At 66.3% G+C, this 13,577-nt stretch carries 9 protein-coding genes; 2 read left to right on the top strand and 7 right to left on the bottom strand.

Annotated elements, in window-relative coordinates:
* Positions 1–406: 406 nt before the first annotated feature.
* Entirely contained in the window at positions 407–3,484 is a 3,078-nt protein-coding gene (locus tag CLM74_RS10010) for a TonB-dependent receptor (RefSeq protein ID WP_105163975.1), read from the top strand.
* A gap of 162 nt (positions 3,485–3,646) precedes the next feature.
* On the top strand, positions 3,647–3,841 hold the full coding sequence (locus CLM74_RS10005) for a heavy-metal-associated domain-containing protein (protein WP_105163974.1): 195 nt from the start codon (positions 3,647–3,649) through the stop codon (positions 3,839–3,841).
* 77 nt (positions 3,842–3,918) lie between these two features.
* Here the strand turns inward: CLM74_RS10005 and cueR are convergent, their stop codons facing one another.
* From cueR to CLM74_RS09970, 7 genes are all read right to left on the bottom strand, one after another.
* A complete protein-coding gene (cueR, locus tag CLM74_RS10000) occupies positions 3,919–4,371 on the bottom strand; it encodes a Cu(I)-responsive transcriptional regulator (protein ID WP_105163973.1) in 453 nt (150 codons plus the stop codon).
* Complete coding sequence (locus CLM74_RS09995) at positions 4,368–6,884, bottom strand: heavy metal translocating P-type ATPase (RefSeq protein WP_105163972.1); 2,517 nt, start codon at positions 6,882–6,884, stop codon at positions 4,368–4,370. Before CLM74_RS09995 ends, cueR begins: the two co-directional genes overlap by 4 nt.
* A 160-nt stretch (positions 6,885–7,044) precedes the next feature.
* Positions 7,045–10,002, bottom strand: a complete 2,958-nt coding sequence (locus tag CLM74_RS09990; RefSeq protein WP_105163971.1) for a TonB-dependent receptor — start codon at positions 10,000–10,002, stop codon at positions 7,045–7,047.
* 380 nt (positions 10,003–10,382) lie between these two features.
* The gene (locus CLM74_RS09985; RefSeq protein ID WP_105163970.1) at positions 10,383–11,114 is read right to left on the bottom strand and encodes a copper homeostasis protein CutC; all 732 of its coding nucleotides are present in this window, start codon (positions 11,112–11,114) and stop codon (positions 10,383–10,385) included.
* The gene (locus CLM74_RS09980; RefSeq protein ID WP_105164979.1) at positions 11,111–12,109 is read right to left on the bottom strand and encodes a N(4)-(beta-N-acetylglucosaminyl)-L-asparaginase; all 999 of its coding nucleotides are present in this window, start codon (positions 12,107–12,109) and stop codon (positions 11,111–11,113) included. Before CLM74_RS09980 ends, CLM74_RS09985 begins: the two co-directional genes overlap by 4 nt.
* 52 nt (positions 12,110–12,161) lie before the next feature.
* A complete protein-coding gene (locus tag CLM74_RS09975) occupies positions 12,162–13,184 on the bottom strand; it encodes a glucokinase (protein WP_025874816.1) in 1,023 nt (340 codons plus the stop codon).
* Between the two features lie 85 nt (positions 13,185–13,269).
* Entirely contained in the window at positions 13,270–13,554 is a 285-nt protein-coding gene (locus tag CLM74_RS09970; RefSeq protein ID WP_025874818.1) for a hypothetical protein, read from the bottom strand.
* Positions 13,555–13,577 lie beyond the last annotated feature (23 nt).

Raw genomic sequence — 13,577 nt, 5'->3', positions numbered from 1 at the left:
CCAGCCGTTGCTGTTGCCGTTGCCGTTGCTGTTGCTGTTGCTGTTGCCCTGGCCTGAAGGCCTCTGCGGGTGCCGGGCGCAGCCCGGCCGGCCCACCCCGTCTGCGCATGTAAACGCTTACAGCATTTTTCCGCGAAGGGTCATTTGCACGACACGTCGCTGCCATATTGCGCAGCAACATGCGTCGGCGCGTTGGCCGTGCTAAAAATCGCCCCGCCCATCGCTTAGATCGATCCAAGACGACATCGCGATGGCCCGGGAGTTGGGGAGCAGGACAGGACGTGTCAGGCCATCTGCCAGACGCTCGTTGCATCTGCAGGGCGAAGGCAAGATCGGCATCACGAATTAGATCGATTCAAGTTTCCGCGTCAGTCAGTCACCGGATCAATCCAGGAGAGAGGGAGAGATGGCAATGAAGCATTCAACACGTACGCAGGGCCACGACGCGTTGTCGCTGGCCATCGCGCTGGCCCTGGCCGCCGCCGTCGCCCCGCTTGGCGCTTCCGCCCAGCAGGCGTCAGCAACGACCGGCACGCAGGACGCCACCACCCTGGACAGCGTCCAGGTCACCGGCTATCGCTACGCGATCGAAAAGAGCCTGCAGCAGAAGCGCGACGCCAACGCCGTGGTCGAAGTGATCACCGCCGAGGACGTTGGCAAGTTCCCCGACAAGAACGTGGCCGACGCGCTGCAGCGCGTGCCCGGCGTGGTCATCACCCGCAGCGGTGGCGAAGGCAAGTCGGTCAGCGTGCGCGGCCTCGCGCCCGACCTGACCCTGACCCAGTTGAACGGCAACTACGTCGCCTCGTCGGAAACCAACAACGAAGCTACCCGCTCGTTCAACTACACCCTGCTGCCGTCGAACATGCTGTCCAGCGCCGAGCTGTTCAAGTCGCCGGAAGCGCGCATCGACGAAGGCGGCATCGGCGGTACGGTGATCCTGCATACCCGCCGCCCGCTGGAGATGGAAGCCAACTCCGGCTACGTCAACCTGGAAGGCACCTCGTCCGATACCAGCCACGACGTCGATCCGCAGGTGTCGGCGCTGTACTCCTGGCACAGCAAGGACGAGCGCTTCGGCGTGCTGGTCGGCGTGACCCAGCAGAAGCGCACCAGCCGCACCATGGAGACCAGCACCGAGGACTACCAGTGGTACGGCAACAACACCACCGCGCGCGATGCCAACGGCAACCTGCTGGAACAGGATGGCATCCACTACTGGTGGGGCCAATCCGGTTTCAACAACCAGACCGGCACGAACTACAGCGAATTCTTCATGCCGACCTCGGTGAACTTCGCGGTGAAGGAAGAGAAGCGCGAGCGCAAGGGCGGCCAGCTGACTTTCCAGTTCAAGCCGATCGACAACCTGACCCTGACCGCAAACTACTTCCGCTTCGAACTGCAGGGTGACTACACCCAGAACATGCTGAAGGTGCCGGAGTGGAACCTGGCCCGCTACAACGGCGATGGCAACTGGGCCGGTGGGCGCCTGCTCAACGGGCTGAGCTTCGATCCCAGTGGCAGCATCGTCACCGGCGCGCAGTACGAAAAGCTTGCCGGCAAGACCTATTACTGCAGCGAAGACCAGGCCGCCGCAGCTGGCCTGCCCCCGGGTGGCTGGGGTCCGGATGACTGCACCATCCCCACTCCGCAGCTGACCGGTGGCTACAGCAAGGAAAAGGCGCTTTCGCAGACGGCCGATCTGACCGTCGACTGGGACATCAGCCCGCTGTGGAAGGCCAGCTTCACCGGCGGCCGCACCTGGTCCAAGGGTGGCCCGTCGATGAATTTCCGCATGTCGGCCAAGCCTCGCCGCAAGGTGGGTGACCAGTGGCAGGCGGGCAACCAGTACACCGCGTGGGACCTGACCGGCACGCCGTCGCTGACCGTCTCGCCGGACGTCCAGCAGCAGCTGATGGCCGGCATCGCCGAGGTCGATACCGGCTCCACCGATTCGTCGTGGATGCAGACCGAGGTCAAGCAGAACTACTTCCAGGCCGACGTCACCAAGATGTTCGAAGCCGGCTGGCTGGACTCGATCCAGTTCGGCGCCAAGTACCGCGACGGCCAGGTGCACCGCAATACCGGCAACACCTACTGGGTCTGCCAGGGCCTGGACCCGGCCGACTATGACAACAATCGTTACCAGGCCGGTTGCGATCCGACCGCAGGCAATGCGCAGCCGGGCTTCTTCCTGTCCAACCCGATCAGCAACATCGCCGGTGGCTTCAATGCCAACGTGTTCCCCGGCATCAACTACCCGGCCTACATCGACTACCTCAACCAGACCTACGGTGGCTCGCACAACCGTACCGAGGAAGACTTCGTCTACGACGTCAACGAGAAGATCTACTCGGGTTACTTCCAGGCCAACTTCCGTACCGACCGCGTGCGCGGCAACGTCGGCGTGCGCGTGGTGCGCACCAAGCAGTTCGCCCAGTCCAGCGATTCGGTCGAGCGCTTCAACGACTACTTCGTGGACAACGCCGCTGGTGCGCCGATGAGCTGCGATGACCCGGCTGCCGATCCGAACCTGCGTTGCCAGGGCGGCTTCGTGCGTCTGCCGGACAACCAGGTGCGCGACAAGGTCTATACCCTCAGCTCGCTGGAAAAGACCTATACGGACTTCCTGCCGAGCTTCAACATCGCTTGGGACATCACCGACAACCTGGTGCTGCGCGGTGCCGCGTCGAAGGTAATCGCGCGTCCGGGCTACACCAGCATCGCCTATCCGGGCGGCCTGCAGTACATCAGCCAGGAATACAGCAATGATCGTCGGGTCGCTGGCGGCACCGACACCCCCGGCTGGTACGGCTCGGGCAGCAACAAGGCACTGGAGCCGTTCAAGGCGGTGCAGTTCGACCTTGGCCTGGAGTGGTACTTCAAGCCGGGTTCGGTTGCAGGCGTGGCGTTGTTCCGCAAGAACGTGGACAACTTCACCGTGCCGGTCGTGCGCGACCAGCAGATGACCGTCGGTGGTGAAACGGTGGTGGTGCAGAAGTACAGCACCGAAGCCAACGGCCGCGACGGCGTCTCGCAGGGCGTGGAGCTGTATGGCCAGTACACCTTCGACTTCGGTCTGGGCGTGCAGGCCAACTACACCTACAACGACACCAACCTGGCCTCGATCGTGCTTGATGGCGAAGAGATCGGTTCGTCGCCGCTGGTCGGCAGCGCCAAGAACCAGGCCAACGTCACCGTGTTCTACGAGAACGAGAAGTTCCTGGCCCGTGCCTCGTACAACCGTCGTGGTGAAGTGGTCGGTGGCCTCAACAACGGCCTGACCACCTACACCAAGCCGTACAGCCAGCTGGATCTGAACGTGGCCTACAACATCACTGCGGACTGGACCGTGACCGCAGCAGTGCTGAACGCCACCAAGTCTGAGCTGCGCAGCTACATCGGCAATGACAGCCAGGCCCGCCTGCTGTCCAACCTGTATGCCGGGCGCCAGCTGTACTTCGGCGTGAACTGGAAGTTCTAAGGCATTACCCCCGCCTGCGGGCGGGGACGATCCTCCACGGCAGCCGCGCTGGTACAGGTGGCTGCCGTTTTTCGTGGCCCCTGCGCCGCGGGAACCCTTGACCCTGCCATCGTTGCAAGGTGCACACTGCCTCCACCCCCAAGTGCATCGAAGGAGCTACAGATGGAATTCCATGTGGAAGGCATGACCTGCGGCGGCTGCGCGCGCAGCGTGACCAAGGCGATCGAGCTGGTCGACCCGGCGGCGACGGTGTCGGCCGACCCGCCCAGCCGCCGCGTGCAGGTGCAGACCTCGGCCAGCGAAGTGCAGATCATTGCAGCGCTGACCGAAGCGGGTTTCCCGCCGCGCCCGGCCTGATCGCCTGACCCACTGCATGAACGATGCCCGCCCCGTGCAACTGCCGGGGCGGGCATTTTCTTTTCCGTATGTCGTCTTCAGGTCCTGCGCGCGCGCCTGCGTACCGCCCCGGTGGGCGCCGCAACCGGCGCAGCGCCCTCCTCGCCTTCGCCCAGCCGCTGCAGGATCGGGCACTCGGGACGATCATCGCCGGCGCAGCAGCTGATCAGTGATTTCAGCGTATCGGCCATCTGCCGCATGTTCTCGATGCGCTGTTCCAGATCATCGATGTGCTGCTCGGCCAGGCGCTTGACGTCGGCGCTGTGCCGCGAGGTGTCGTTCCACAGGCCCAGCAGGTCGGCGATCTCGGCCACCGAAAAGCCGAGATCACGCGCGCGACGGATGAAACGCAGCCGGTGCACGTCGGCCTGCGAATAGGCGCGATAACCCGCGCCGGTACGGTCAGCTGGCGGAATCAGGCCGATCTGCTCGTAGTAGCGGATCATCTTGGCCGACACGCTGGATGCCTTCGATGCTTCACCGATGTTCATGCCATCACTCCTTTACCGGGCCGCATGGGACCCTCGACCATCGGCGCCTGGAAGCGCCGCAGGCGCAGCGCATTGCCGAGCACGAACACGCTGGACAGGGCCATGGCACCGGCGGCGAACACCGGCGACAGCAGCACGCCCCATACCGGGTACAGCGCACCCGCCGCGACCGGAATCAACGCGGTGTTGTAGGCGAAGGCCCAGAACAGGTTCTGGCGGATGTTGCCGATGGTCGCCTTCGACAGCGCGATGGCATTGGGCACGCCCTGCAGGTTGCCGGACATCAGCACCACGTCGGCCGACTCCACCGCGACATCGGTGCCGGTGCCGATCGCCAGGCCCACATCGGCCTCGGCCAGCGCCGGCGCATCGTTGATGCCATCACCGACGAACGCAATCTGCCCGTAGGCCGCCTTCAACCGGCGCACCGCCTCCACCTTGCCTTCGGGCAACACCTCGGCCACCACTTCATCGATGCCGAGCTGGCGGGCGATGGCCTGCGCGGTAGCGGCGTTGTCACCGGTAATCATGGCCACCTTCAGGCCCAACTGGTGCAGGGCGGCAATGGCGGCCGGCGTACTCGGCTTGATCGGATCGGAGACGGCGATGATCGCCGCCAGGCGGCCATCGATAGCGGCATACAGCGGCGATTTTCCTTCGTTGCCGAGGCGGTCGGCCAGCGCAGCGAACATGCCGATGTCCACGCCCAGCGAACGCATGAAGCGATCAGCACCCACTTCCACCCGCGCACCGTCGACGCTGGCACGCACGCCCATGCCGGTCACCGACTCGAAATCAATCATCGCCGGCAACGCGATGCCCTCCTCCGTCGCCGCCTCGACAATGGCGCGGGCGATCGGATGCTCCGAGCGCGACTCCACCGCGGCCACCCGCGCCAGTACCTGCGCACGATCGAAGCCGTCGGCGATTTCCAGATCGGTCAGCAGCGGGCGACCTTCGGTCAAGGTGCCGGTCTTGTCCACCGCCACCACCTTGGCGTCCTTCAACAGCTGCAGCGCCTCGCCTTTGCGGAACAGCACGCCCATCTCGGCGCCACGGCCGGTGCCGACCATGATCGAGGTCGGCGTGGCCAGCCCCATCGCGCATGGGCAGGCGATGATCAGCACGGCCACCGCGTTGACCAGCGCGAAGGTCAGCGCCGGCGACGGCCCGAAGATCAGCCACACCAGGAAGGTGGCCAACGCCGCCAGCATCACCGCCGGCACGAACCACAGCGTCACCTTGTCGACCACGGCCTGGATGGGCAGCTTGGAACCCTGTGCCTGTTCAACCAGACGGATGATCTGCGCCAGCATGGTCTGCCCACCCACCGCGGTCGCACGCAGGGTCAGCGCGCCCTTCTGGTTGACGGTGCCGCCGACCACGCTGCTGCCGGCCGACTTCTCCACCGGGATCGGCTCGCCAGTGATCATCGATTCGTCGACGTAGCTGCGACCGTCGGTCACCTCACCATCCACCGGCACGCGCTCACCCGGACGCACTTCCAGCAGGTCGCCCAGCAGCACCTCGTTGATCGGGATATCGACGATGCGCCCTTCGCGGCTGACGTGCGCCACCTTGGCCTGCAGGTTGACCAGGCGCTTGATCGCCTCCGAGGTACGGCCTTTCGCGCGCACCTCCAGGAACCGGCCGAGCAGGATCAGCGCGACGATCACCGCCGCCGCTTCGTAGTAGACATTCACGGTGCCCGCCGGCAGCAGGCGCGGGATGAAGGTGGCCACCACCGAATAACCGAACGCCGCCGCGGTACCCACCGCCACCAGCGAGTTCATGTCGGGCGCCAGGCGCAGCAGCGCCGGGAAGCCCTTCTGGTAGAAACGCCGGCCGGGAATGGCCAGGACCAGCGTGGTCAGCACGAACTGCAGGTACCAGCTGGCCTGCATGCCGATCGTGGACATCACCCAATGGTGCATGCCGGGGATCAGGTGCGAGCCCATTTCCAGCACGAACACCGGGGCCGCCAGCACGCTGGCCAGGATCAGGTCGCGCTTCAGCGCCACCCGCTCGGCATCCTTCTTTTCCGCCGCTTCCTCGTCGACCTGGGTACCGCCATCGATCGCGCGCGCCGCATATCCAACCTTGTCGATCGCCGCCACCAGTGCATCGATGCCGGCAACGCCGCGCACGGTCGCACGCTCGGTGGCCAGGTTGACGCTGGCGTGGCTGACGCCCGGTACGGCCAGCAGCGCGCGCTCCACGCGGCCGACGCAGGACGCGCAGGTCATCCCTTCCACGGCCAGTTCGGTGGTCGCGGCGGGTACTTCGTAGCCCACCTTCTCTAATGCCTGGATCAGCGCATCGCGGTCGACCGGACCAGAGGAACGGATGTCTGCGCGCTCGGTGGCCAGGTTGACCGACACGCTGGCGACCCCCTCGACCTTGGCCAGGGCCGCTTCAACGCGGCCAACACAGCTGGCGCAGGTCATGCCTTCGATCGGCAGGCTGATGGTGGAAGCCGTCTCGTGGACGGCTGTGGGGCTGGAGGTGCTCATGGCCTGGTTTCCCTGGTTCCATCTGGAGGATGGTGACCAGCCTAGACCTTGCCATCGTGGGAAGGTCAAATCCACCCCACCCCGCCAATGTTCCATCAAAGCCACAGTAGAGCCACGCCATGCGTGGCTGGCGCCGGGCCATGCCCGGCGCCGCCTTCCCTCAGAACGTGAACACATACTCCAGCGCGAACTCGCGACCCACCGCACCCAGCAGGCGGGTCGGGGCGAAATCGTAGTCGACCTTGTACGGGTCCTTGTGGTTCCAGCTGGTCGCATTGAAAGCGTTGTTCACGTACAGATTGACCTTCATGAACTCGGTCACCTGGTAGCCGACGTTGAAATTCCAGGTAATGAATGGCCCCACCCGCCCGTAGTAGCGCGCCGTCTGCTGCCCCGCATTCGGGTTCGGATTGGCCGATCCATCCGGGCGCGTGGCGGGTTCCAGGCAGTTCAGCGACGGGCTGTCGCTGGGCACGTAGCCATCGGCGAACGGCAGGCAGCCGCCGGGGTTGTCCAGGCGGTCGGTGCCCCAGTGGTAGCGCACGCCCGGCACCGAGCCGATGCGGTCGGCATACACGTTCGCATTCCAGTTGCCACCCTGCCACGCCAGGCTGGCGCGCAGCTTGCTGCGCAGGTCACGGTCGCGACGCTCAGGGTTCGGATCGTTGGCGTAACGCTGTTCTTTCGTCGAAATCTGGTTGGTGTAGTTCACCCCCAGCTGGAAGCTGCCCCATGCGGCGGTCTCCAGCCGGTAGCGCGCGCTCAGGTCGATGCCGCGCACTTCGCGGCTGGCCAGGTTGAACGGCCCGCGCTCGATCGACACCAGCCGGCCGCTGCTGTCACGGTTCACCCGGGCCAGGATGCCGGCACAGTAAGCCTCACCTGCCGGGTTCGCCCACGGCGTGCCGTCCATGTTCTTGCCGGTCAAGCAGCCGGCCTCGCTGGCCAGCACCTCGTCCGCGCCGACGTCGACGATCATGTCTTCCAGCTTGATCGCCCAGTAGTCAGCGCTCATCGACAGGTTCGGCAGCACGTCCCACACGAAGCCGACCGTCCACGAATCGCCGGTTTCCGAGCGCAGCAGCGGCGTACCCCGGCGGTTCACGTCGAACGCGTACCAGACATCGGTATTGCCCACGCCGCAGTTGTTGACCAGATAAGCGCCGCTCTCGATGCAGCGCAGGCGGTCGTAGGTCAGCACTTCGGAACTGCTGGCCTGGCCCAGCAGGTAGTGCATGTCCGGCGCGTGGAAGCTGGTCGCGTAGGAACCGCGCACCAGCAGCGACTCGAACGGCCGCCATTCCAGGCCGGCGTTCCAGGTGGTTTCCTTCTGGCTGCCGATATCCAGCGCTTCGCCGCCGCCGTCGGCCTTGTAGCTGCCGTACCGGTCGTAGCGTGCCGCCGCGGTGGCGATCAGGCTGTCGGCCAACGGAATCTTGAATTCGACACCGGCCGAATAACGCGTGCGCTCGCCACCGCCGCGATCGACGTTCTGCAGATCGAAATCGATGCCCGCGCGCGGGTCCGGGCTGAGGTGATAGCCCTGCTTGGCCACTTCGGCTACCGCGGCGAACGAGATCGGCCCGGCCCAGCCCTGGAACAGTTCACCGGTGATGTCGGCCGAGGCCTGGTTGACGTAGGACGACGCCCGGTTCTTCGCTACCGTGCCCATCTGCCAGTACTGGTCCGGGGTGATCGGGTTCCACCAGCGCGACTCGTTCAAGGCGTAGATCGCCTCGCCATCGCCGGTGGTGCCCAGCCGTGGGCCGAGGAAGAAGTCGTACGACTTCTGCTCGTCGACCACGTTCTGCCGCTCCTCGACGCGGTAGTAGGAACGGCCGACCGTGGCGCTCCAGTCGAAGCGATCGGCCAGGCGCCCGCGCAGGCCTGCGCTGATATCCCACGACAACTCGCGGTTGGTATTGCGCAGCGTGTCCAGGCCACCGACTTCGTTCGGGGTGAACTGGCGCACGCCGAGCACCGGGCGATTGCGGTTGGCATCCCAGTAGTAACCGTTGGCATCGTCGATCAGCGACACGCTCGGCGGATTGGTGCCCCAGATCGCTTCGGAACGGTATACCGCCAGGTTGCTCCAGGCCTGCAGATCGTTGCCGAAATCGAAGGTGGCATACAGGTTGCCCGACAGGTTCTCCGAGCCTCCGGTCAACAGCCAGTTGGCGTAGTCGGCGCTCATGCCGCAGAGGCGGCCGGTGTTGCTCACCGTATTGGCGTTGTAGTTGTAGACCAGGCGGTCGGCGGTGTAGTACTCGCCAGCGAATTTCTCGCAGGTGCCGTCGGGCGGCGCCAGGCGCTGGCCGTTGCTGGGGTCGATCAACGCCAGGCCAGCGGTGGGACGGAAACCGACCTTGCGCTGCTCCATGTTCCAGGACGGGTACAGCGCATCGTCGGCGTCGTCCATCTGCGGCCGGTCGCGGCCGAACAACGGATCGCGCTTGGTGTACTGCAGGGCGTAGGTCACGCTCCAGTTGTCGCCGGTCTTGCCGCCCGCCCAGGACAGATCCCAGGTATCACGCCCGCCTTCGGTGGAGGTACCGCCGCGCACGCGCACTTCGTCGCCGTCGTAGTTGGTCTTGAGGATGACATTGACCACGCCGGCGATGGCGTCTGAACCGTAGATCGCCGAAGCGCCGCCAGTCAGCACTTCGATGCGTTCGACCGCCGCCGCCGGAATGTTGCTGTAGTTGGAGAAATTGGTCTCGCCGCCATAGGGCAGCGGATAGTCGGCCACGCGGCGGCCATTGACCAGCAGCAGGCTGCGGTTGGGGCCCATGCCGCGCAGGTTCAGGCCACTCGCGTTTGGGGTGTGCGAGCCCCACTGCGATGCCGCCTCGACCGTGCCGGTCGCCTCGGTCAGGGTCTTCAGTGCGTCGTAGACGGTGACGAAGCCTTCCTTCTGGATCTGTGCGGCGCTGATCACGTTGACCGGGGCCGGGCCCTCGACGCTGGCACGCTTGATGCGCGAACCGGTGACGGTGACCGCATCAAGATCCTTGGTGGGCGACTGGGCCGCGTCCTGTGCGCCAGCGGCGAACGGCAGCAGGGCCAGGGCGAGGGCGTGGGACAGCAGATGACGGCGGTTGCGGACGGACTGAGCCATGGGTGGTTGCTCTTGGATGGTGGACGCGCGGTCGGATGGCGATCCCGGGCGTTGAATCGATCCATCTCGATTCGACCGCCCTCCCCTGTGGATCGATCCAAACTAAAGCACAGCTGAACCATGCCCAGCATGCGGCGGCGCAGCATCCAGCGGACGCGCGTGGTTATCGCCGAAGGGCATCCAAGCGGATCAATGGGTTGCACGACATCTTTATGGAAGCGGCACAGATGTCGATGACACGATCACGACAGTCGCGCGCAGAACGGTTTTGTCCGTGATCGGGTTGCGCGTTCGCCGGGCATGGCCCGGCGCTACCGCGGATGCACCCATCGCGGTGCGGACCCGCCCCGGTAGCGCCGGGCCATGCCCGGCGGATTCGGTCAGCCGTCGAGCGCCTTCCGCAGCGCACTCACCGTGGCGGTGTCTGTCTGGCTCCAGTCCGGGTCCAGCCCGCGCAGGGCCGGGTTCTGGAACTGCATGGCCGAACGTCGTTGCCCCTTGGCCGAGGCATGCAGCTCGAGACAGCCGGTCTGCCGCGCGACGGCGGCGATGTTGCCCGGGCCCAGCCCTGCGCCGGCCATGACGCTGATCCTGCCGGCCGCCTGCGCGACCAGCGCGGCCAGTACATCGGCACCGGCGTCGGCGCTGGCCTGGCCGCCGGACGTCAGCACCCGCTGGCAGCCCAGCCCGATCACCTGCTCCAGCGCCGCCGGCAGATCGAGCGCGGCATCGAAGGCACGGTGGAAGGTCACCTGCAACGGGCCGGCCGCGTGCAGCAGTTCGCGGCACAGCGGCAGGTCGATATCGCCCCGCGCATCCAGCGCACCGATCACCACGCCATCGCAGCCCAGCGCGCGGCACTGGGCGATGTCGCGCAGCATCAGCTCGGTTTCCAGCGGGTCGTAGTGGAAATCACCTGGACGCGGCCGCACCAGCACGAACAACGGAATCTGCAGCCGCTCGCGGGCGATTGCGATGCTGGCAAACGACGGCGTGGTACCGCCTTCGGCAAGGTTGTCGAACAGTTCGATGCGATCTGCGCCACCGGCCTGCGCGGCCAACGCCGAAGCCACCGAATTGCTGGCGATCTCCAGCGTCAGGCGTGCGCTCACGCCTGCGTGCTCGTATAGATCGACGGTGAGTCGCGCAGGTCGTCCTGGCGCTGCGCATCGCACACCGCGTAGACGAAGCCGCGATGCAACGCATAGGCACCCACCTCGCCCTGCTTGTTCATGGCAAGGAAGCAGACCTGCAGTGTGCGGCTGGCCTCGGGGCGCTTGCGCACCACCCGGTCGATCGCTTCGCGGCAGGCCTGTGCCGGCGAACGGCCCTGGCGCATCAGCTCGACCACCAGGAACGAGGCCGCGTTGCGGATCATTTCTTCGCCCACACCCGAGGCGGTGGCCGCGCCCACTTCGTTGTCCACGTAAAGGCCGGCGCCGATGATCGGGCTGTCGCCGACCCGGCCGTGCAGTTTCCAGGCCATGCCGCTGGTGGTGCAGGCACCGGCCAGGTTGCCCTGGGCGTCCAGTGCCAGCATGCCGATGGTGTCGTGGTTGTCGCTGTTGCCGGGAAGACCGCGGCGCTCGGCATTGATCTGCGGCGCGTACTTTTCGGTCTTCAGCCACTCACGCCAGGCCGCTTCGGCCTTCGGCGTCAGCAGGTGCTGGCGCTGGAAGCCCTGCTGCACGGCGAACTGCTGGGCGCCCTCGCCCACCAGCAGCACATGCGGGCTGTTCTCCATCACCCTGCGGGCCACCGACACCGGGTGCAGGATGTCGACCAGCGCAGCAACCGCGCCACAGCGGCCGTCACCATCCATGATGCTGGCGTCCAGGCTCAGCACGCCGTCGCGGTCCGGGTTGCCACAATGGCCGACGGTGGGATTGCACAGCTCGCTTTCGGCCCAGCGTGCACCGGCTTCCACCGCATCCAGCGCACTGCCGCCCTGCGCCAGTACCTTCCACGCGGCCTGGTTGGCCGGCACGCCGAAGTCCCAGGTCGAGACCACCTTGGCGCCACCGTGCGTACGCGCCTTCACCGCCGGCAACGCTGCCACGCCTGCGGCCAGTGCACCGGCCTGCAAAAACTGCCTGCGATCCACCATCTTCGCCTCCGTCTGCATGCTGCGCCCGCCGGCCCGATGCCGGCAGCGCCGATCAATCGTGCGCGGGGGTCCGCGCTGCGTGCCAGGCTGCGGCACCGAGCACACCCAGCTGGCCATGTTCGACCCGCCACACCGGCACCTGGCGCAGCACGTCGGTCAGCACCCCCTTGTTGAGGAAGCGCTCACGGAAACGGCCGTCGGCCAGGAAGTCCTGCACATGGGTGGAAATGCCGCCGGCCAGGTACACCGAGCGCGCGCCCACGGCGATCGCCGCGTCGCCGGCCAGGCTGCCCAGCCAGGCGCAGAACACCTGCAGGGTTTCCACTGCCAGCGCGTCGTCGCCTTGCCGCGCAGCCGCGATCAGCGCTTCGGTGCTGGTCCATTGCGGAGCCACGCCGCGCATTTCGCACAGGCAGGGATACAAGTTCATCAGGCCGCTGCCGGACAGCACGCGTTCGTTGTCCACATGCGGCCAGCGCTGCAGCAGCTGGCCCAGCACATGCAGTTCCAGCGCATTGCCGGCGCCCAACGCAGCGTGGCCGATCTCGCTGGCCAGCACCGGGCGCTCGCCATCGGCGAAGCGCAACGCGGCGCCCAGGCCGGTGCCCGGCCCCAGCACCAATGCCGGGAAGGTCTTGGCCGGATCGGCATCGCCATTCAGCGGCACCAGCGTGTCGGCCTGCAGGTAGGGAATGGCCAGCGCCACTGCTTCGAAATCATTGATCAGCTGCAGGTCGGGCAGGCCAGACTCGCGGCGCGTCGCCGACAGCGACACCGTCCACGGCAGATTGGCATTGATCAGGGTATCGCCGTCGAGCAGGCCGGCGATGGCGACCACCGCACTGGCCATCGGCTGGCCGAGACTGGCGGTGAAATCGGCCAGGATCGCCGCCAGGCTGGGGTGGTCGGCGCAGGCGTAGGTGCGGTAGCTGCCCAGCCGCGGCGCCTGCCCCGGCAGGGTCTCAGCCAACGCAAGACGAGCGAAGGTACCGCCGACATCGGCGACGACCAGGCTGCGGGGGACGCCGCTGCGGGCGGACTCGGATGGCGCCGGGGACACTGCTGCAACGTTCACGCTGGCCTGCTTGGATCGATTGAATCGTGCCGATTCTCAGGCATTGGACGGCCTTTGCCTAGCGCGGCGACAGCGCCGCCCGGGGTCACATGCCTTCCTGCTCGGCCACCTGCACACCGTCCACCAGCACCCGCAGGCGCTGCGGGCGGAACCCGGCGAACAGCAGCGGCCGGGTCCGCTCCACCAGCACTTCATGGCCGGCGATATGGCGCTGCCACGACTGTACCAGCGAGAACGAGAAGTGCGTGCCCGGATGCAGCGGATGCTGCACCCAGACCTTCTCGCTGGCGCTCTGCAGCATCATCGCGCCGGTGAACCAGTGGCGGCTGAGGGTGACCGGCGTGGTGCCGGCCATGAAGCGGATATCCATGCTGCGTCCTTTCTTGATGGAAG

Source organism: Stenotrophomonas sp. MYb57 (genome assembly GCF_002966815.1).
Classification (GTDB): Bacteria; Pseudomonadota; Gammaproteobacteria; order Xanthomonadales; family Xanthomonadaceae; genus Stenotrophomonas; species Stenotrophomonas indicatrix.
The sequence above is the reverse complement of the archived record's forward strand: the minus strand, read 5'-3'. Positions and strand labels throughout refer to the sequence as shown.

Coding starts and splice junctions, on each gene's coding strand:
- CLM74_RS09990 (WP_105163971.1), bottom strand. CDS start 10,002: ATGGCTCAGTCCGTCCGCAACCGCCGTCATCTGCTGTCCCACGCCCTC.
- CLM74_RS09970 (WP_025874818.1), bottom strand. CDS start 13,554: ATGGATATCCGCTTCATGGCCGGCACCACGCCGGTCACCCTCAGCCGC.
- CLM74_RS10005 (WP_105163974.1), top strand. CDS start 3,647: ATGGAATTCCATGTGGAAGGCATGACCTGCGGCGGCTGCGCGCGCAGC.
- cueR (WP_105163973.1), bottom strand. CDS start 4,371: ATGAACATCGGTGAAGCATCGAAGGCATCCAGCGTGTCGGCCAAGATG.
- CLM74_RS09995 (WP_105163972.1), bottom strand. CDS start 6,884: ATGAGCACCTCCAGCCCCACAGCCGTCCACGAGACGGCTTCCACCATC.
- CLM74_RS09980 (WP_105164979.1), bottom strand. CDS start 12,109: ATGGTGGATCGCAGGCAGTTTTTGCAGGCCGGTGCACTGGCCGCAGGC.
- CLM74_RS10010 (WP_105163975.1), top strand. CDS start 407: ATGGCAATGAAGCATTCAACACGTACGCAGGGCCACGACGCGTTGTCG.